Genomic DNA, 19314 nt, shown 5'->3' on the forward strand with positions numbered 1-19314 from the left:
TACACACATTTATAAACCGCTTCATATAATAGGCTGACGAATGGATTATAAAGGAGCGTATGACAAATGGGAAATCGCAAACAAGCTAAAAGCCCATTACTGTACATTCAGCAGCCGCAAATTAAAACGCCTGAAGCCTCGATGCAGAGTCACTATATGACCTCAAAGAAACAACGTGATACGAAGGTGCAGAACAGTATTAAGCGCCCTGGAAGCCGGCAAAAATTTACTAAATTGAAGGATGATGATCAAGAAGAAACATTCGAACTTTCTGGAGAGAACGAGAAAGAGCAATCTGAGGACCATCGCCCCCGGGAAAAGAAAAAATTTAAGGATATGACATTAGATGAACGTGTTGAGTATTTTCTGGATACGCCGGATCATGCGCCTATCATGAAATGTGAGGTGAAGACAGAAGGGCGAAATTATCGTGGGATTATTGTTGATTATCAAGATGATAATGTTTACATGCGTGTTGGCAGGCGCACGACACCAACATCAATTCCCTTTGAGACGATTAAAGAAATTAATTTAATAGGGTTTTAAATTAAACAGAAAAAGGTGCTCCACCAGTAGATGGAGCACCTTGTTTTGAATCATTAGTGTGTTTAGTTCAACGCGTTTACAGCTGGCAGGCACGTCACATGGCAGAAGCAGTTCAAGTCAACCGTTATGCAGATACCTGTGGCACTTAGTGATTTTGTCTTCTGATCAACAGGGTCTTTTGGACAATCGTCGTCATCGTAAGGGTCTCTTAACAGTTCAACAACTGCACAGCAATCATCGTCTACCCGCTTAACACGGAAGAAAAAGCTGGATGTCATCTCGCCGATATCATCCGGATTAGCACCGAAGCCTTTGAATGGTTTGCAGCCATCTTTGCAGTAAAGAATTAGTGGTACAGTATCCAGTCCGTTGCCTGCATCTGTTTCACCGAGTAAATCACTGATGGACTGTTCGCAGCTGGTTGAGCAGCAATTTTCAACGACATCATTTTGTGCTTCTACAATTTCCTTGAGTATATCACAGACACAGTTGCCTGTATGATGTTCTTTTCCACAACCCATGAATTAATCCCCTTTCTTTGTTTTATTGACCTGATGTCCCTAATAGAGTATGTATGAATAGGTGGATGGTGTGGGCACACGTCAGTAGTACCGGAAGAATTTCAATGACAAATCCCCATACGGCAGTTTGACGGGGCACAGTGGAAATGAAATACAGTCGAAATAGGCGTTCGCCTATACTTTATGAACCTGACTGCATAGGCTAATAACGTGACGATTCCATTTGTTAGGAGTGTTGATGGCGTGTCTGATAATAAAAAAATTATTCATGTAAAAGATTTAGTGATCAAAGCGGATAATGTTCATATACAGCCAAGCCGGCCGCGTTGGGACCCGTTTTTCGGCCCGCGTCCGAACCGACGGGAAGAAGCGGGGGAGAGAGCGAAGCACCAGGACAGAAGCGATTATTCAGAAGACAAGCGGGACAGCAAACCATTTTACAGGTTTTAAAAAATGAAGACAGCTGTTCCTCACGGCTGTCTTTTTCTTAGGATGTAAAAGGCAATGGTTTCAGAAATGCCAGTAATTTTTTATAAAGAGGGCATATTTTTTATGTAAAGGGGTATAGATGACTAAGAGCATATGCATGAAAAGCGGAAAGAGGTGTCAGTGTATGGGTTATATTCTGCCGATAAACCATTATCAGTATTATGATTATCAACGCCGGACCATAAAGGAGAAACAGGATCCTATTCATATCGAAAAACCGTACAAAACGATCCTGAGGACGGAATATAATAATCAGCTTCGAAATCAAACCGCCACTGGTCAAAACAATAATACGGATTTAAAACTGACCAAACCTAAATCCCCCGCCGCTGAAAAAATGTATGCTGAACTGACAGGAAAAGGTCAACACTTCAGCACAACCGTATAAATTGCCAAGAAGGTCTTATGGCCTTTTAAGATAGATGAAGGGAACTGTCGCATGATCGAACAGTTCCCTTTAATTTATGATCGATTTAAGTTGTCGGTCCGTCCGGCTGCCAATTGTCAGTCTTTTTGCTCCGGTTTATAATGATAAAGCGCTATGAATAATTTTTGCTGATTTTCCTGCCATTCAGCATAAAACACATCTCGAACTGACTGGATGTTCTGGCGATGGAGTTCTTCTTCCAGCCACGTCTGACTAAGGTTCGCTTCTTTCAGGTTGTCCCATACAATTTCCCCGTCACTGATTACCACTCTGCCAATTTTGACAGGCTTCGGTGACACGTTTAGATCAGCGTTCGTTGGTGTTTGATATTCCGGTTTTCTAAGGACAGAGACGGTTCCATCCGCTTCAAGAATGGCATATTCAACCTCTTCTACTGAAAAGACGTCTTTGGAACGGAGCATATGCTGCAATTCATCAATATCAAGCCGGTTTTGTTTCAGTTCATCGTAAACAATATGGCCCTTATGAATAACCATTGATGGCCGGCCTTCCAATATATGGCGTGACCCTTTATATTTTTGGGTAATTAATTCAGTAATATAGAGCATTGTACCCCAGAGTGTAATCAGAAAAGCAATTTCCGGAATACCGGATTCTTTTTCAAATAATGCATTGCCGACAAGCTCACCTATAATGACTGCGGATATAAAGTCAAACGGGGTTAAAGACGAGATCTGGGTTTTGCCAAGAACCTTAACGAGCACGAATAAAGCAACAAAGCCAAAGACAGCATCCGCAAACATCAGCAAGTACTCATTCAAGTCAATTGCCTCCCTTTCCATACTTTTCATAGCATAACCGCATGCGACATTTATCATGCAGAGGAAAAACAGGAGACAAAATTCCATAAAAAAAGGTATCCATTGTCAGCAGGGACAGGATACCTTTTCATCAATTCAGTTGTTTTGTCATGGTAACGTGCGGAATGCCCGCATCGATAAACTCATCCGATATAACCTTATAGCCGAGTTTTTCATAAAAGTTAATTGCCGGTGTTTGGGCATTTAACTTGGCTTGATGATAGCCCTCATTCGTTATAATCTCTTCCATCGTTTTAATCATATCAGCGCCATACGACCTACCGCGCTGATCTTTCAACACACAAATTCGCTCAAGCTTGCCGTAACTGTCGACGAACCTGATCCGGGAAGCAGCAATTGGCTCACTCGCGTCATAGCCAATTAAATGAATAGCCTCATCATCAAATTCGTCAAGTTCGACTTCCGGTGGAACCTTTTGTTCATCAACAAACACAGTTGTTCGCACATCAAATGCCTGCTGTTTTTCTTCGGGTGTATTGACGAGACGAACAATCATACGAGTTCCTTCCCGAAAACAAAGGATTCATATACAGTCCAAACCTCATTATCGAGCTGATAGACGAGATGGAAACGGTCAATTTTGTCTTCCAGTTGAATATCTTTCATGCTGAGGCTGCCATAGACATCCGAGTATTCATCTTGTGATAGTTTTTGTGCAATGGTGATGTGTGGTACAAACGAATACGTTTGATTTTTCGGGAATTTGCCTGATTGCATCGCATCAGCTAAATCGTGCAATTCCTGAATCGGTTCAACTTTTAAATAAATGGTATTGGTTACAGGTGCGAATGTGCGGACTTTGTTCACGTTTAGTGTGAAGGGGTCCGTGTCATTCGCAATATGTTTCAATTCTGTAATCAGTTCATAAATCGTTTCATCATCTGCTTCAAATGCTTCCTTCAGGGTCACATGTGGCGGGATCAGGTCGTAATGCGGGTCATAGCGCATTCTGTAGGAATTAATTTCATCCTGAACCGGCTTTGACGGAAAAATCACGATTCCGTATTTCATCATACAACCTCCTTTTTTTAGTGGTGCTATAACTGTTGGATTTCATGTATACCCTCAATTATAACAAAAAATGGATTGAATAGTGAAATAAAAAGTTAAAAGATTTTAAATTGGGTCGAATATACTGGTGAATGCTCTGGTTAAATCTTTCTGCCAATATTTCCATGTGTGATGACCGCTTTCGAGCTCGTGATAAATGTAATCTGCGCCTTTATTGTCCAACAGCTTATGCAAATGACGGTTAGGTTCCAGGAAGTCTGAAACACCCCCATCTGTTGTCTCCACAGCGGTTTCTTCTGTTCCGATGGTATGATATATGGCAATCGAGTGAAGATTTTTAGCTTCACGGACAGCCTCGATAACCGTATCATTTACGTATGGCGACTGCATGATGACTTTCCCGAAAGTGTGCGGGTATTTTAAAGCTGTGATGAGAGCCAGCGTACCTGCCAGCGAGTCACCGACAAGCGTACGGGACTGGCCCATATGATACGTCGGGAACAAATCATCGAGCAAGGGGGCGGCCTCATGCACAAGAAATTTGCTGTAGGCGATGCGCTGTTCACCATCAGGATGATACTTTCGGCGCCGGTCATGCTTATCCTGGTACTGAATGCCCACTAAAATCGTATTGGAAATCGTCGCGTTTTCATGGAGGCGGTCTGATAAGGTTGCAGCCCGCCCCAGCTGGTAATAGTCGTCGCCATCCTGCATAATACAAATCTGGTACTTATAGAGCGGTGAAAATGATTCCGGCTGATAAATTTTCAGTGTCATCGTTTCATTTAAATAGCTGCTGTTTAGCTGCTTTTCAAACATCGTCCCTTTGCGTCCGATTGTTTACACCTCATTTTCAAAAATTTATTATATTCATTTGCTATGCACGCTTTTTCAACTGTTCCTTGTATAAATTATAATACTTTCCGTGCTGGTGTATTAACGATTCATGCGATCCCTGTTCGATGATTTCGCCATTTTCCAGCATGATAATATTATCCGCTTCCTGGATTGTGTTGAGGCGATGGGCAATTACAAAACTTGTTCGGCCTTGCATAAGCCGCTTAAGCGCATCTTGAATCTGCAATTCCGTGACGGTATCGATGTTACTTGTCGCTTCATCCAAAACAAGAATGGAAGGATCTGCGAGAATCGCGCGTGCAATCGTGATCAGTTGTTTCTGTCCTTGACTGATGCCGCTGCCTTCCTGGTCAAGAACGGTGTTATACCCGCTGGGCAGCCGGTCGATAAACGAATGGGCGTTAGCATTTTTCGCGGCTTCGACAACCTCTTCATCTGTTGCATCAAGCCTGCCGTACCGTATATTTTCTTTGATCGTAGCATGGAACAGAAAGGCGTCCTGCAGTACAAACGCCATCTGTTTGCGGAGACTGTCCCGGGTTATAGATTTTAAATCGATGCCATCAAGAGTGATTGAGCCGCTGTCGTAATTGTAAAAACGTGAAATTAAATTGATGATCGTCGTTTTGCCTGCGCCGGTGTGACCGACAAACGCCACCGTCTGCCCCGGTTCTGTTGTAAAGTTGATATTTTTCAATATAGGTGTGTTTTCATAGGCAAATGAGACACTGTTAAAATCAACACGGCCATCTGTCGTTGTTATCGCGCGCGCATCTTTTTCATCCGTTTCTTCCTGTTCCTGATCAATAATGTTAAATACACGCTCAGCACCCGCCACAGCCGAAAGCAGAATATTGAACTGGTTTGACAACTCATTGAGCGGGCGGGTAAATTGCCGTGCATACTCGGTGAAAATGACGATGACACCGACTGTAATAACCCCTTGGATTGCAAGGATACCGCCGGCAAGTCCGATCAGACCAAAACTTAAAAAGTTCAGCATGTTCATGACTTTTGGAATAAAACCGGCAAACGTTTGCGCCCAGAATCCTGCGTGCTGAAGGTTCGCATTATGCTCGCGGAACTCTGAAATAACCCGTTTCTCCTGTGAAAACGTTTTGATAACGTGCTGGCCTGAGACCGTTTCTTCGACATAACCATTCAGATTGCCGAGGTGTTGCTGCTGCAATTTGTACAGCGGCCCGGTGCGATGTGTGATCCAGCGAATTGCCATAAACATCACTGGCACAATCCCCATCGTAATCAGGGTCAGTAATGGACTGAGAACAAGCATGACAACGACTGTGCCGGTTAAGGTCAGGATACTTGTGAAAATTTGGATAACCGACTGGTTCAGGGTGTTGTTAATGTTGTCAATATCGTTGGTGATCCGGCTCATCAACTCACCATGCTGCCGTTTATCGAAAAATGCAATCGGCAGTCTGTGGAATTGGCGAAACAGATCTTCTCTTAATGAGTAGACCGTATTTTGGGCAATGCCGATCATCCAATAGTTCTGGAAAAAAACAGCCAATGAATGCAGCACATAAATAACCAAAAGCCATATGAGCAGCATGCCAAGCCCGGATGGCTCCTGGGTCACGATAAAATCATCGATTGCCATACCAACCATGAATGGACCGGCCAGACTCATGGCTGAACTGAGAACAACCATGAGAATGACAAGAAGCAGCATCCCTTTTTCACGTGCCAAATAGGACCAAATGCGTTTCACTGTACCTGCTGTGTTGCGGGCACGATCGGTCTTATTTTCTTCCTGCTTGTTGCGGAGCTCGTCGATTGGTATCCTGTCGTATTGAAAAGGGGTTTTAACGTGTCTGGTCTGCATAGGTGTACTCCTTTCCGAACTGTGATGCGACAATCTCCTTGTAAAGATCAGATTCTTCTACAAGCATATCGTGTGATCCAATCGCAAGCGTCCGGCCATAGTTAAGCAGTAAAATTCGATCGGCGCTTATAGCAGTCGCAATTTTTTGCGTAATAATCAACGTTGTACAATTATATTGATGGATTGCTTCAAGCAGCTTTGCCTCAGTAGCGAGATCCAGTGCACTCGTGCTGTCATCAAGCATTAAAATTTTGGGCTTGCGGATTAAAGCTCGGGCAATTGAAATCCGCTGCTTCTGCCCGCCTGATAGGTTAACCCCTTTCTGACCGATTTTTGTTTCATAGCCATCCGGGAGATTCATGATCGTATCATGTATTTGGGCGTCTTTAGCTGCTTGAATGATTTCTTCTTTTGAAGCATTCGCTTTCCCCCAGGCGATGTTATCGGTGACAGATCCGGTGAATAGAAGCGGATTTTGCGGCACATAGCCTATGCCTTGTCTTAGGTTCTCCAATTTGTAATACTGAATCGGCGCCTCATCAATATAGACTGTGCCTTCATATGTATCATATAACCGCGGAATCAGCTGAAATAAAGACGTTTTGCCGGAACCGGTCGCGCCCATCACGGCCAATTTTTCACCGGGCTGAACGGTAAACGAGATGGATTCCAGCGCTTTGCCAGGCATCATAGGGTAACTGAATGAGACATTTTCAAACGTGATTTTTCCCTTCCGGACACGTGCGTGATCCCGGGCATCTTTGTTATCAGTCAGATCAGATTTCACATGCAGGACGTCTTCAAGCCGTTCGGCCGATGCTTTTGCCCGGGAGAAACCCATGATAATGAATGTAAACATCGAAATCGCCATGGACACGCGCATGGCGTAATTGACAATCGCCACCACATCACCGGTATTCGTTTCACCGGCAACCGACAACGTATTACCGTACCAAATAATGAAAATAAGACTAACGTTCATGACAAACAATAGTATCGGCATGGATGCTTCGATAAACCGAAACGTCTTACGCATCGTATTGGCCAGTGCTTCATTCGCATCCATAAAGCGCCTTTCTTCATGATCCCGCCTTAAAAAAGCTTTAATCAGCCGCATGCCTGCAAGGTTTTCCTGCATAACCTGGTTGACGTTATCAACATAGTGCTGGACCCGGTCGAACAGTCGGGTCGCCACTTTCAACACCCACAGAATGAAACCGACAAGCAGCGGCACCGTTACGAGAAATATAAGTGCCAGTCTGGGACTGACGATAAATGACATGATAACACCGCCGACAGCAATGAGCGGGGCCTTCGCCATAATTCTCAGTGCCATGAATATCGTGTTCTGCAGCTGCCGGACATCGTTGGAAAAGCGGGTGACAAGTCCTGACGCCGGAAATCGGTTTAAATTTGCAAACGAGAAATCCTGAATTTTATTAAACAGTTCTTTACGCATATCATAGGCAAACCCGAGGCCGGTATGGGCAGCATAAAAGGAGTTGACAATCCCTGCTATAAAAGCAACAAATGCCATTGCGATCATAATACCGCCCCACATGATGATGTTGTCCATATCCTGATTGGCAACGCCGTCATTAATCATTTTTCCGAGGAAAAACGGCAGCAGCAGTTCGACCATCAGTTCTATTAATGTTAGCGTATACGCTAGCGTGATGGGGATTTTATAGGGTTTTAAAAACGATAAAACATGCTTCAAGCCGGTGACCTCCGATGTTTATTTACAACGTTATAAATTAAACGTCGACATACGCTCCAAAATGAGTGAATGCCGAATTTTAAAAATTTCCTTCTATTATTATAAAGGCAACTAACGGATTAGCCAATGCATTTACTTCGGAAACAGAAATAATTGCCGGATGGCTCTGCGAATGTGACGTTTTGAGCCAAAAATTTGTGAACTTGAGCCGATTGTGTGACATCTTGAGCCGATTGTGTGACCATTTCAGCCAAATACCGGGACACCACTTATAAAGTGAATCTTCAATCAGTGGAGGATCTCCCCACTGATTGTTAGATGAACGAATCGGACATTTACTGGCAGTTGAACCCCACCTTATCACCATCGTATACTCGACCATTTGAGATGGGGTCATACTGCCAGTTACATGTGGGATAAATCCGATCAACAAGGAAGATACTATGGATAAAGTGAGGGGTTCTCATGCTGCTTTTCATAGGGAAAACACTTCTTTTATATTTTATTACGATTACCATTATTCGCCTCATGGGGAAGTCGGCATTTGCGCAGTTAACAGCACACGATTTGGCGGGGATCTTTTTTGTCATTACGCTTGCTTCGGGGCCAATCATTACAGACGACGTTGTCCGGACAGTGGCCGGTCTCGCTGTTGTTGTGTTGGCGCATATCGGCTTCTCGCGAATGATGCTTATTAATCGGTTAAGAAAAATGTTTATTGGTGAGCCGACGATTGTTATTAAGCACGGAAAAATTGTCAGAAAGAATTTAAAGCGAACGCATTTTACACTTTCCGAACTGTTATCTGAAGTGAGGGAGAAAGGGTATCCGGATATTTCGTCAATTGATTATGCTATCATTGAACCGAATGGCGGTATTGGTGTTGTGCCATCACAGGTACACGCTCCGGTAACACCTGAGCAGTTGCAAATAGACACATCTTACGCAGGGATACCTGTCGCAGTCATTATTGAGGGGAAAATAATGCAGCAGAATCTTAAACTTATAAATAAAGATGAGGGATGGCTGAAACGAAAGTTAGGTGAAGCCGGGTGCCCTGATCAAAACAGAATTTTTTATGCCGCTGTACGCGAGCGTGATTATTCGCTGATTATCGATACAGGCGAGGGGAGCATTCAAGATTGAGTGTTGCCCTCTTATAAAAAAAATCTATTGACATAACGCGTAAAATTTTATATAGTAATACTTGTCGAAAAAACATCTATAACTATACGATTCCGTAGCTCAGCTGGGAGAGCGCATGCTTGACAGGCATGAGGTCAGTGGTTCGAGCCCACTCGGAATCATTAAAAAAATGGCACCATGTTAAATGGTGTCATTTTTTTGCGTTGACCTCAAATTTTAAGTGACTGCACTGTATCGGTGATTAATGATTGCATAGATTACCTTTTTGGCGATACCTTTCATTTGCGAAGTTTCCCTGTATTGGACATAAACTTTGTTCGGGATATTGTCAATTTCAGTTATTTTTCTTACGGCTATCTCCGGTTTGCAGTAGTTATCGATTCCCAATCGAGGTATAATGCCAATGCCTATACCGTCCTCAACCGCTTTGAGGAGCATCTCGTTATTATCAACATCGACCCGTGTGATATTTTTGGCTCCGAGCAGTTGTTTATCAATCATACGCCATAACGTCGAATTGCGTTTATAGCTTAGCACTGTTTCGCCCTTCAAATCGCTTGTGGAAAGTATGTGTTTATTGCTTAGCCTGTGATCGCTTGGGAGGACGCATACAAGATTATTGTCAAACAGATATTCCGATGTGATATCAGGCGTGTTAGTCAGGATTTCACGTGTGAAAATTAAATCGATTTCGCCGGCCAGGGCTCTTTCATTCAGACTGACAGAGTCGTGGCCTTCAATTATTTGAATGTCGATATCTTTGACCGCTTGGATTGTTTTTAATACCTCAGTAATAAATGAATACGAATACCCCGGTGTGAACCCGATTTTTATACTTGGGTTTTTGAGCATTTTTGGGATTTCTCTTGAATAATCCATATAGCTTAAAATATTGTGCGCGTAATCCGTAAAGAGTTCGCCTTCCCTCGTGAGAATGATTTCATGGCCATTGCGCTCAAAAAGGCTGCAATCGAGAATTTCCTCTAATGTTTTTATACGTGAAGTGATTGTCGGCTGCGTGACTTCCAACATAATCGCAGCTTTGGAATAACTTTTGTATTGGGCGACAGTTAAAAAGGTTACTAACTGACTTTCATTCATTCAATTCCCTCCAGAATTTACGTGTATATGGTAAGCGGTTAATTAAGAAAACGTTTGCAAATAAATTTACATCTAATCTTAGTTCAATTGAAAACACTATGTCAATAGTGTTAATGCAAAAGTAAAAATATAAGATGTTTTCTGATATGTTATAAAAATATTTTTAGTATTAATAGGAAAATAAAAAAAATTCAATTGGAATCATAAAAAATACGCCTTTATAATACTTGTAAGCCTTTTCAGCCTAGGCAAATTTAAAATGGTGCAGACAGCAAGGAGATGATTCTTTCTTAGATGCTATTTGAAAGTGCTTACAAATGTTTGATGAAAAGGAAGGACAGACATGGAAGACAAAAGATTGAGTGAATCATTAAATGGAAAAGTTGCAATTGTAACAGGTTCTGCAAGAGGCATATAATGCTGCAAAAGGCGGCGTACATGCCATGACGACAGGACTGGCAAGAGAATTTGCAGCCCATGATATTACAGTTAATACCGTTGCGCCGCCTGCTGTTGACTGCGACGCATTGGATCGAATCCGGGAGCGGGATTCTGAAATGGTTGATAAGTATATCGATATCATTCCAAAAGGAAGAGCTGCTGAAGTGGAAGAGGTTGCGGACGCCATATGGTTCCTGTCAACAGAAGGTGCTTCGTTCATTACGGGACAGGTGGTCAGTGTAAACGGTGGAAGCAACATGCTTTAAACTTGCTATTAACTTTATGAAAATGGAGGGCTTGAAATGAATCGTTATATTCATGATGACATTGATAAAAATGAATTTTTGGTTCACCGAAGTGTATTTACCGATCGTGAAATCCTGGCAAGAGAACGTGCTGAAATTTTCAGCAAGTGCTGGCTGTTTATCGGGCACGAGTCAGAAGTCCCTGAAAAAGGCGATTTTAAACGGAAAAAAGTGGGTGGCCGAAATCTGGTGCTGGTTCATAGTCAGGATGGTGTCATAAGAGCGTTTTTTAACACCTGTCCGCACCGTGGCGCATTGCTTTGCAGGGATGATGAAGGCAACTCCAGAGTATTTCGCTGCTTTTATCATGCATGGACCTTTAAAAATGACGGCAGTTTAACCGGTATGCCGGGAAGAGACGGTTTTCCGGATGATTTTAATGATGATGGTTCAAAAGATATGAAAGCAGTTAATCGCCTGGAAAGCTATCGCGGGTTCATGTTTGTCAATTTTGATGATGATGCTATTTCGCTGTATGACTATTTGGCTGATGCAAAAGAGTATCTCGACCTGGTTGCCGACCAGAGCGAAACGGGCATGGAAGTGCTTGGAGGTGCACAGGAATACAGCGTCAGAGCTAATTGGAAGCTGCTGACGGAAAACAGTGCCGACCTTTATCATGGGCTGCCAACACATAAAACGTATTTTGACATTAAGAAACAGCAGGACCCTGATCTTAAAAAAGTCGGTCTTGACGGTGTCGGGAAATCCTTGGGGAACGGCCATGCAGTTGTCGAGTATACAGCACCATGGGGCAGACCTGTTGCACAGTGGACCCCAATCTGGGATGAAGATCTGAAACGGGATATGGAAAAAATGAAAGAAAGATTAACTGAACGGTTTGGCGAGGAACGCGCCGATCGGATCGCTAATCACAACAGGAACATCATCATTTTTCCGAATTTGGTCATTAACGACATTATGGCTGTCACGGCCAGAACGTATTATCCGACTTCACCCGGCTATCTCGAAGCGACGGCATATGCGCTAGCTCCGAAAGATGAAGATTTGGCGCATCGAATGGCGCGAAATAATAACTTCTTGGAGTTCCTTGGACCAGGCGGTTTCGCAACACCTGATGATAATGAGGCGCTGGAATTATGTCAGGAAGCCTATAACAACAATCAGGAAGTTGAATGGAACGATGTCTCCCGTGGAATGGTTCGCGGCGAAGAAAATGCATTGGGAACAGATGAGCTGCAAATGCGCAGTTTCTGGCGGGAGTTTGATGCACGGATGAGTAAGTCATTTGAGAAGGAGGTTGCACGGTCATGACGGTCAAAACGCTGGAGCGACAAGAGGTTGTCGATTTTCTGTATGAAGAAGCACTTTTGCTCGATGAATGGAAATTAATGGAGTGGGCGGAACTGTTCACAGATGATGCCACGTATAAGGTCCCGCCTTTGGGCGAGCCGGATGCGGATGCCCGGACATCCTTATTTTATATTCATGATGACAGAACCCGAATTCAAGACAGGGCGGAAAGGCTGCTGAAAAAAGAAGCCCATGTGGAATACCCGCATTCAACGACTGTACGAAACTATCATAATATCATGTTGAAAGATCTGGATTCGGACATCATCAAGGCAGCCTGTAATTTCACACTTCACCGTACTAAACGGGAAGTGGTCGATACCTTTATCGGCAGGCACACGTATGATTTAGTTCAGCAGGACGGCGAACTTCGTATTAAAAACAAAAAAGCCGTCTTAAAACTGGATAGTCTGAGACCGCACGGGAAAATCAGCCTGATTCTATAGCAGCTTTGCATTGGAGGTTTTGACGAATGAATTATAACAGCGACGTTTATGATATTACCATCATCGGCGGAGGACCGGTCGGTATGTTCACTGCTTTTTATGCAGGAATGCGGCAGATGAGCGTTAAAATAATTGAAAGCCTCCCGCATCTGGGCGGCCAGCTCGAAGCGTTATATCCAGAAAAATATGTCTATGATGTTGCCGGACTGCCGAAGATAACTGGAAGTGACCTGGTAAACGGGTTAGAGGAACAGATGAATCAATTTGAAAATGACGTCTGCCTGAATGAAGAAGTGCGGGAAGTAACAAAAGAAGACGGCATTTTCGAAATAACGACAAACGCACAGACGCATTACTCAAAAACAATTATCATAACCGCCGGCAATGGCGCTTTTAAGCCAAAAACTATGAAACTTGAAAATGAAGAACACTATGAAGGTAAAAATCTTCATTACAAGATTGAACGTCTTGAAGACTTTAAAAATAAAGATGTATGCGTGTTCGGGGGCGGTGATTCAGCGGTCGACTGGGCATTGATGCTGAAAGATATTGCGTCCAACGTCTCCATTATTCATCGTCGGGACAAGTTCAGGGCACACGATTACAGCGTTAAAATGATGCAGGAGTCATCGATTAACGTCCTGACCCCATATGTCCCTGTCGAGTTAAATGGAGAAAAACACATTGAAAACATCAAGCTCAAACAGCCAAAAGGTGAAGAAACACTGCACGTTGAGGCTGACGATTATATTGTCAATTACGGGTTTATTTCCAACCTTGGTCCGATTAATGATTGGGGTCTGGAAATCGAGAAAAATCAGATTGTTGTCAACTCAAAAGCCGAAACGAACATTCCGGGCATCTATGCGGTTGGCGATATTTCAACGTATGAGGGCAAGGTGCGCTTAATGGCAACAGGGTTTGGTGAAGCACCGATTGCCGTAAGCAGTGCAAAAGTATTTATCGATCCGAAAGCATCTTTCACCACCGCACACAGTACAACGATTATGGAAAAGAAAGCGAAGAAAGAAAAGAAAGCGAAAGAAGAAAAGAAAGAGAAAGTGGCTGCACAATAAACAGCTTGCGAGGCCGCTTATTGTGTCAATAGCGGCTTCGTCAGAACTAAAAATAAAATACAGATTCAACAGGAGGTTATGCAAGGTGTCAAAGGTTACAGAAGACGTGCAAACTAAACAAACCGTTCAAGAGAGATTGGAAGAACAGCTGCGGGCAGTGGCGCATATCGGCCACGTTGAAATTGGTGTTACTAAATTTGAAGATTCACTATGGTTTTATACAGACGTTTTGGGACTTGTTTTATCAGAAAAAGAAGAAGGCCGCGCCTATTTGCGCGCTTGGCAGGATTTTGATCATTATACCCTGGTTCTCCAGGAATCGGAGAAGTCTGAAGTGAATCGCATGAGCTGGCGTGTCGCCTCAGAGGAAGCCCTGGACTTATTCGAAAAGTACTTGAAAGATACAGGTATTGATGTTGAGCGCATCGAAGCCGGCCAAAAGAAAGCGCTGGGAGACACGCTTCATTTCAAATCACCATCAGGCTTGCCGATTGAATTATATTGGGAAAAAGAACTGTTTGAAACGGATGACCCTCAATTGAAGTCAAAATTACCAAGCCATCCGAGCAAATCACATCTTAAGGGTGTCTCACCGCGTCGCTTTGATCATGTTAATATCATGGTTAATGACGTTAAACAGGAACAGGAATGGTGGACTGATTTACTGGGGATTCACCATCGTTACTTTGTTCAGAACAAAGAAGATGAACGGTTGGGTTCATGGCTGAGCAAAACGAATATTGCGCATGAAGTCGCATTTATGCGGAATGCCAATCAGAATGGCGCGGCATTTCACCATTTGGCTTATTTTCTTGATTCCCCGGACGAATTAGTTCGTGCTGCCAACATAATGGCCGAAAATGGCATCGAGATTGAATGGGGTCCAGGTAAGCATGGCACAAGTGGGGCACAATTCATTTATGTATTTGAACCATCAGGACATCGTGTGGAACTATGGACCGGAGGCTTTCTTATTTTTTCCCCGGATTGGAAACCGATTGAATGGAAGTCAGATGTCGGTGAATTAGGTATGGAAATGTGGGGAAGCAACCCGCCCGAAACCTATTATACATACGGTGTTGATATCGGGGAGTGACGGCGTAAAAGGGGCTGGGGCATATATAAAAGGCGAACAATAATGAAGGTTAGCGAAGTATATTTCCGGAGCGGAGTATCACGCTCCCCTCTCAATAGTCGTTCGTCATTTCATTTACTATAAATCTTTTTGCCCCAACCCCATCAAACTATGAATGCTGGGAGAGTTCGTATTGACACAAAACTTAAAAGTGGATTTTCATACGCATGTGATATCAGAGGATTTTTTGAATTTAGCTGAAAAATATGGCGATGACCGCTGGCCCGTTTTGGAAAAAACGTGCGATTGCGGGGCGAATATCATGATAGCCGGCAAGAAATTCAGGGAAATTACCAATCATACGTGGGACCCTGAAGAACGCATCAAGGATATGGACGAAGAAGGCATTGATGTTCAAGTATTATCGCCGATCCCGGTAACATTCAGTTACTGGGCTGAGGCTGAACAAGGGCTGGAAATGGCCCGTTTTCAAAATGATTTTATCGCGACAACCGCCCGGAATTATCCAACCCGATTTGTTGGGTTAGGAACGGTCCCTCTGCAGGATGTTGACTCAGCCATTGAGGAAATGGACAGAGCAATCCATGAATTAGGGCTTAAAGGGATCGAACTGGGGAGTAATGTTAACGGTAATAATTTAGATGATCCATCATTACGGAAATTTTTCCAGTATGCTGAGCAATGGGAAGTGCCGTTGTTTATTCACCCATGGGCGACAGTTGGCCGTGAGCGTATGCCGCGTCATAATTTCATGTATATGGTTGGGATGCCTTCTGAAACGGCATTAGCGGCTGGAAGCATTATAATGAGCGGAATGCTGGATGAGTTTCCAGCTTTAAAAATATGTTTTGCACACGGTGGCGGTTCACTGCCATATTTGCTGCCACGCATGGATAAAGGCTGGAACGTCTGGCCGCACATTCGCAAGACCGAGCATCCGCCAAGTTATTACGCCAAACAACTCTATTATGATTCACTTGTTTACGAGCCGGAGAATTTACAGTTTATGGTGGACAAGTTTGGGGTGGATCAAATTATGGTCGGCACAGACTACCCGTTTTTATTACGCGAGGCTCCAGCTGGGGACATTGTCAGAAAAATGACGTCATTGAACAACGATGAACAAGATAAAATCAGAGGTTTAAATGCTTTGGAGTTTTTGAATCTCGATAAAGAACAATTTCAGCAAGAACCGGATGCGAGTAAACAACACTCGTAACATAAAGGAGGAGATTGACATGGCATTTGTTATTACATCACCTTGCCTGAATGAAAAGTCTGCAGAATGTGTTGAAGTTTGTCCCGTTGATTGTATAGAAGAAGGCAAAGACATGTTCTACATTGATCCTGATGTCTGTATCGACTGTGGTGCGTGTGAAGCTGCATGCCCGGTCGAAGCGATCTATATGGAAGAGGAAGTACCTGAAGAAGAAGAAAAATATATCGATCTGAATCGCCAGTTTTTTGGCTGACTTTGGATGAGCAGCCGTAACCCAACATTGGGTGCGGCTGCTCATGTTTTTGTTAATGGAGATAATTATTTAACATTACTTGTCTTCAGCGATTTTCTTTCGGTTTGGAGCCAATGGCGGCTGTTCAAGCCATTTATTCTTGGTCATTAAATTGAACCATTCCTTTTTAACCATCAGATTTTTTAAAATGATTTTTTCATAAGCGGTAACAAGGTCTGTCCGCATGGCAGATGCAAGTCCGGCCCCATGGTAGGACTGTGATGATTCTAATAAGAAACCGATATGATGCAACATCAGCTTGTCTGAAAAGGGGGTGCTCTGTGAATTGGTTACTTCGGTCTCCCATGAGGTTGGTACAGGTAAATTATCGCTTTTGAGTATTTTGGTTAATGATTGAATGTGCTTATCCGCCGTTTGCTGTGCTTTTCTCAAAAACTTCCGGCCCTCTTGTGACTGGGTTACTTGGCAGAACCCGATGATTAGCGATTTCTCCAATATTTTCTTTTTTATATTCATTGACAGTGCAATAATTTCCGTTGCGGCTAAAGGTCTGTTATCGCCAAGCTTGCTGTTGATGAATTGCTGCCCGGTGATAAATTCAGGGTTTTCCTCCGGGTAGAAGTAAGGGTCTCTTTGAAACATTCCTTTTTCAAGAAGCAAGTTGGTTGTCCGGTGGTACATCGACATTCCATCCCTGATGCAGGCATCATAAAAGTCTCTTAAATCTTGCCGTACAGAGGAACTGAGTGATGTAGTGTGGCCTAATAAACCGTGAAGCGTCATAATATGTAAATAATGCAAACAGAACGTATCTGTAAACAGTCTTTTGGCGTTGTTCGTAAGGTCTGACTCGTTAAAGCCGATAGGCAGCGGGAACGACTCGTTTTCAATGAACGCTCCAATCTGGCTTTTTTGCGCATTAAATATCTTGATGGCGTCGCTGAACAGTTCTTTAATGTTTTTATCTTCTATAATGGAAAGCATATATTTATTTACCATATCCACAGCAGTTCCATTGACATATTCGCCCCACAATGTCCCTATTTCAGAAGATGTGAGTTTTAATTTTTCTTTATCCATATTATCACCTCAAGTACATGTTTCCCTGGGGCGGGGCATTTTATTAGGGGAATCGTCCAGCAAAAATTTATGTTAAGCAGGTTAAGTAAGGCATAAATATGGGAAAAGACAGGCAAATGTTATTTAATTAACAACGAATTTGAACGGGGGAGGCGGGTTAAGATGAAAGAAATGACGGGTTTTATTTGTGACGAAAGCTATTTTTGGCATCAGACTGGAAATGGTGCGCTTAATTTGAGTTCGGGCGGCTGGATACAGGCGGACACACATGCGGAAAATCCGGAAACGAAGCGCCGTGTCAAAAATTTGCTTGAAGCTTCAAAATATATGGATGAATTACATCAGATTTCTCCGAGATCAGCATCCCGCACTGAAATAAGTATGAATCATGAAACGCATTATATTGACAAAATTAAAGAATTAAGCGATGCCGGCGGTGGTGATGCAGGTGTGCATGCGATTGTCGGACCGGATTCGTTTGAAATTGCTTTAAAATCAACCGGCGGTACATTGACGGCGGTTGAAGCGGTGATGGAAGAGAAAGTGCAAAATGCTTATGCGCTCGTCAGGCCGCCCGGTCATCATGCTGAACCGGAGGAAGGCATGGGCTTTTGTCTGTTCAATAATGTGGCGATTGCGGCAAAATACGCCCGTCAAAAGTATGGTCTGAAACGTATTGCGATTTTGGATTGGGACGTTCATCATGGGAACGGGACGGAAACCGCATTTGAAAACGATAATGACGTATTGTTTATATCGGTGCATCAGGAAAATATTTTCCCGAAAAATCGCGGCGACATAACGTTCACTGGAAAAGGTGACGGCGAAGGATATAATGTTAATGTTGAATTGCCGGCCGGAACTGGTGATGAAGGTTATTTGCATGCATTTGAAGAATTGATTGAGCCGATTATTGGCCAATTTGCGCCGGAATTGATTTTTATCTCTGCCGGACAGGACGCAAGCCGATTCGATCCGATTGGACGGATGCTGGTGACATCTAACGGCTATTTTGAGATGAGTCAGCGGATTAAAAAATTGGCTGAGAAGCATTGTGAAGGTCGGTTGATCGCTTGTCATGAAGGCGGATACAGTACGGCTTACGTACCATTTTGCACGCTGCGGATAATCGAAGCAATGCGCGGAAAAAATAGCCAGGTCAATGATCCGTTTAAACTCGGGTTTCATGAAGGGCCGATCTATCCTCACCAGCGGGAAGCCGTCAAACGAGCAGTTGATATTCAACGGTCTTATTGGGAATTGTAATTGGCAGTTTTGGCAAAGGCTATTAACTACATTTTGATGTTTTGCCTTCACAAATGGTGTGAAGTGCGACATAGAAAGTAAGTGCTATGACACAGCTCCGGAAATAAACGTGGGTGCTCGTCGTGTTGCCAGCTTTTCGGTGAAGCAGCACTCCTCACAGGTCGCAGCGGGTTCGGTGAGGACTTGCTTTTGTGCTCGTCGTGTTGCCACTTTTCGGTGAAGCAGCACTCCTCGCAGGTCGCAGTGGGTTCGGTGGATGTTTTACTCATCGCTTTCCGCGGGTATGCTCTCCGGCCCATATTTGTGCT

Annotated in this window: 21 protein-coding genes and 1 tRNA gene; 13 read left to right on the plus strand and 9 right to left on the minus strand. The window is 43.5% G+C overall.

Going from position 1 to position 19314, the window contains the following annotated elements:
• Window positions 1–66 precede the first annotated feature (66 nt).
• Window positions 67–546 (plus strand): CotO family spore coat protein, encoded by a 480-nt coding sequence (locus BMZ22_RS00585; RefSeq protein WP_090079959.1) that lies wholly within the window; start codon window positions 67–69, stop codon window positions 544–546.
• A 62-nt stretch (window positions 547–608) separates the two neighbouring features.
• On the opposite strand, the gene BMZ22_RS00590 is transcribed toward BMZ22_RS00585, so the two are convergent.
• Entirely contained in the window at window positions 609–1067 is a 459-nt protein-coding gene (locus BMZ22_RS00590; RefSeq protein WP_090079960.1) for a CotY/CotZ family spore coat protein, read from the minus strand.
• 243 nt (window positions 1068–1310) lie between these two features.
• On the opposite strand from BMZ22_RS00590, the gene BMZ22_RS00595 reads away from it, so the two are divergent.
• Both BMZ22_RS00595 and BMZ22_RS00600 read left to right on the plus strand, forming a co-directional pair.
• Window positions 1311–1517 carry a hypothetical protein gene (locus BMZ22_RS00595; RefSeq protein ID WP_090079962.1) on the plus strand — a complete coding sequence of 69 codons (207 nt, stop codon included), beginning with the start codon at window positions 1311–1313 and terminating at the stop codon, window positions 1515–1517.
• A gap of 163 nt (window positions 1518–1680) precedes the next feature.
• Window positions 1681–1944 (plus strand): hypothetical protein, encoded by a 264-nt coding sequence (locus tag BMZ22_RS00600; protein ID WP_090079964.1) that lies wholly within the window; start codon window positions 1681–1683, stop codon window positions 1942–1944.
• A 116-nt stretch (window positions 1945–2060) separates the two neighbouring features.
• Here BMZ22_RS00600 and BMZ22_RS00605 read toward each other — a convergent pair whose 3' ends face one another.
• From BMZ22_RS00605 to BMZ22_RS00630, 6 genes are all read right to left on the minus strand, one after another.
• Window positions 2061–2765, minus strand: coding sequence for a DUF421 domain-containing protein (locus tag BMZ22_RS00605; RefSeq protein ID WP_090079966.1), 705 nt, complete (start codon window positions 2763–2765; stop codon window positions 2061–2063).
• 130 nt (window positions 2766–2895) lie between these two features.
• Window positions 2896–3321, minus strand: coding sequence for a GNAT family N-acetyltransferase (locus tag BMZ22_RS00610; RefSeq protein WP_090079969.1), 426 nt, complete (start codon window positions 3319–3321; stop codon window positions 2896–2898).
• A complete protein-coding gene (locus BMZ22_RS00615; protein WP_090079971.1) occupies window positions 3318–3836 on the minus strand; it encodes a YjcG family protein in 519 nt (172 codons plus the stop codon). Before BMZ22_RS00615 ends, BMZ22_RS00610 begins: the two co-directional genes overlap by 4 nt.
• A gap of 105 nt (window positions 3837–3941) precedes the next feature.
• On the minus strand, window positions 3942–4673 hold the full coding sequence (locus tag BMZ22_RS00620; RefSeq protein WP_090079973.1) for an alpha/beta hydrolase: 732 nt from the start codon (window positions 4671–4673) through the stop codon (window positions 3942–3944).
• Window positions 4674–4713: 40 nt separating this feature from the next.
• Window positions 4714–6543: an ABC transporter ATP-binding protein gene (locus BMZ22_RS00625; protein ID WP_090079975.1), complete on the minus strand. Its 1830-nt coding sequence runs from the start codon at window positions 6541–6543 to the stop codon at window positions 4714–4716.
• Window positions 6524–8263, minus strand: a complete 1740-nt coding sequence (locus BMZ22_RS00630; RefSeq protein ID WP_090079977.1) for an ABC transporter ATP-binding protein — start codon at window positions 8261–8263, stop codon at window positions 6524–6526. The genes BMZ22_RS00625 and BMZ22_RS00630 overlap by 20 nt, the downstream gene beginning before the upstream one ends.
• 465 nt (window positions 8264–8728) lie before the next feature.
• On the opposite strand from BMZ22_RS00630, the gene BMZ22_RS00640 reads away from it, so the two are divergent.
• On the plus strand, window positions 8729–9409 hold the full coding sequence (locus BMZ22_RS00640) for a DUF421 domain-containing protein (RefSeq protein ID WP_090079982.1): 681 nt from the start codon (window positions 8729–8731) through the stop codon (window positions 9407–9409).
• A gap of 88 nt (window positions 9410–9497) precedes the next feature.
• Window positions 9498–9570: transfer RNA gene (locus tag BMZ22_RS00645), tRNA-Val, on the plus strand.
• 55 nt (window positions 9571–9625) lie between these two features.
• On the opposite strand, the gene BMZ22_RS00650 is transcribed toward BMZ22_RS00645, so the two are convergent.
• Complete coding sequence (locus tag BMZ22_RS00650) at window positions 9626–10510, minus strand: LysR family transcriptional regulator (protein WP_090079984.1); 885 nt, start codon at window positions 10508–10510, stop codon at window positions 9626–9628.
• Window positions 10511–10911: 401 nt separating this feature from the next.
• On the opposite strand from BMZ22_RS00650, the gene BMZ22_RS00655 reads away from it, so the two are divergent.
• The 7 genes from BMZ22_RS00655 to BMZ22_RS00685 all read left to right on the plus strand — a co-directional run bounded on the left by BMZ22_RS00655 (window position 10912) and on the right by BMZ22_RS00685 (window position 16660).
• On the plus strand, window positions 10912–11217 hold the full coding sequence (locus BMZ22_RS00655; protein ID WP_281242063.1) for an SDR family NAD(P)-dependent oxidoreductase: 306 nt from the start codon (window positions 10912–10914) through the stop codon (window positions 11215–11217).
• A 36-nt stretch (window positions 11218–11253) separates the two neighbouring features.
• Window positions 11254–12531 carry an aromatic ring-hydroxylating oxygenase subunit alpha gene (locus tag BMZ22_RS00660; protein ID WP_090079986.1) on the plus strand — a complete coding sequence of 426 codons (1278 nt, stop codon included), beginning with the start codon at window positions 11254–11256 and terminating at the stop codon, window positions 12529–12531.
• Window positions 12528–13016: an aromatic-ring-hydroxylating dioxygenase subunit beta gene (locus BMZ22_RS00665; RefSeq protein WP_090079989.1), complete on the plus strand. Its 489-nt coding sequence runs from the start codon at window positions 12528–12530 to the stop codon at window positions 13014–13016. The genes BMZ22_RS00660 and BMZ22_RS00665 overlap by 4 nt, the downstream gene beginning before the upstream one ends.
• Before the next feature lie 26 nt (window positions 13017–13042).
• A complete protein-coding gene (locus BMZ22_RS00670) occupies window positions 13043–14092 on the plus strand; it encodes an NAD(P)/FAD-dependent oxidoreductase (protein WP_090079991.1) in 1050 nt (349 codons plus the stop codon).
• A gap of 85 nt (window positions 14093–14177) precedes the next feature.
• Window positions 14178–15188 (plus strand): VOC family protein, encoded by a 1011-nt coding sequence (locus tag BMZ22_RS00675; protein ID WP_177183310.1) that lies wholly within the window; start codon window positions 14178–14180, stop codon window positions 15186–15188.
• Window positions 15189–15360: 172 nt separating this feature from the next.
• Window positions 15361–16407: an amidohydrolase family protein gene (locus tag BMZ22_RS00680; protein WP_245745106.1), complete on the plus strand. Its 1047-nt coding sequence runs from the start codon at window positions 15361–15363 to the stop codon at window positions 16405–16407.
• Window positions 16408–16426: 19 nt separating this feature from the next.
• Complete coding sequence (locus BMZ22_RS00685) at window positions 16427–16660, plus strand: DUF362 domain-containing protein (RefSeq protein WP_090079997.1); 234 nt, start codon at window positions 16427–16429, stop codon at window positions 16658–16660.
• 75 nt (window positions 16661–16735) lie between these two features.
• Here BMZ22_RS00685 and BMZ22_RS00690 read toward each other — a convergent pair whose 3' ends face one another.
• The gene (locus BMZ22_RS00690; RefSeq protein ID WP_090079999.1) at window positions 16736–17740 is read right to left on the minus strand and encodes a DUF3231 family protein; all 1005 of its coding nucleotides are present in this window, start codon (window positions 17738–17740) and stop codon (window positions 16736–16738) included.
• Window positions 17741–17902: 162 nt separating this feature from the next.
• Between BMZ22_RS00690 and BMZ22_RS00695 the strand changes: the two genes are divergently transcribed.
• Entirely contained in the window at window positions 17903–19006 is a 1104-nt protein-coding gene (locus BMZ22_RS00695; RefSeq protein ID WP_090080001.1) for a class II histone deacetylase, read from the plus strand.
• Window positions 19007–19314 lie beyond the last annotated feature (308 nt).

The organism is Lentibacillus persicus, from assembly GCF_900112705.1.
Taxonomy (GTDB): Bacteria; Bacillota; Bacilli; order Bacillales; family Amphibacillaceae; genus Lentibacillus; species Lentibacillus persicus.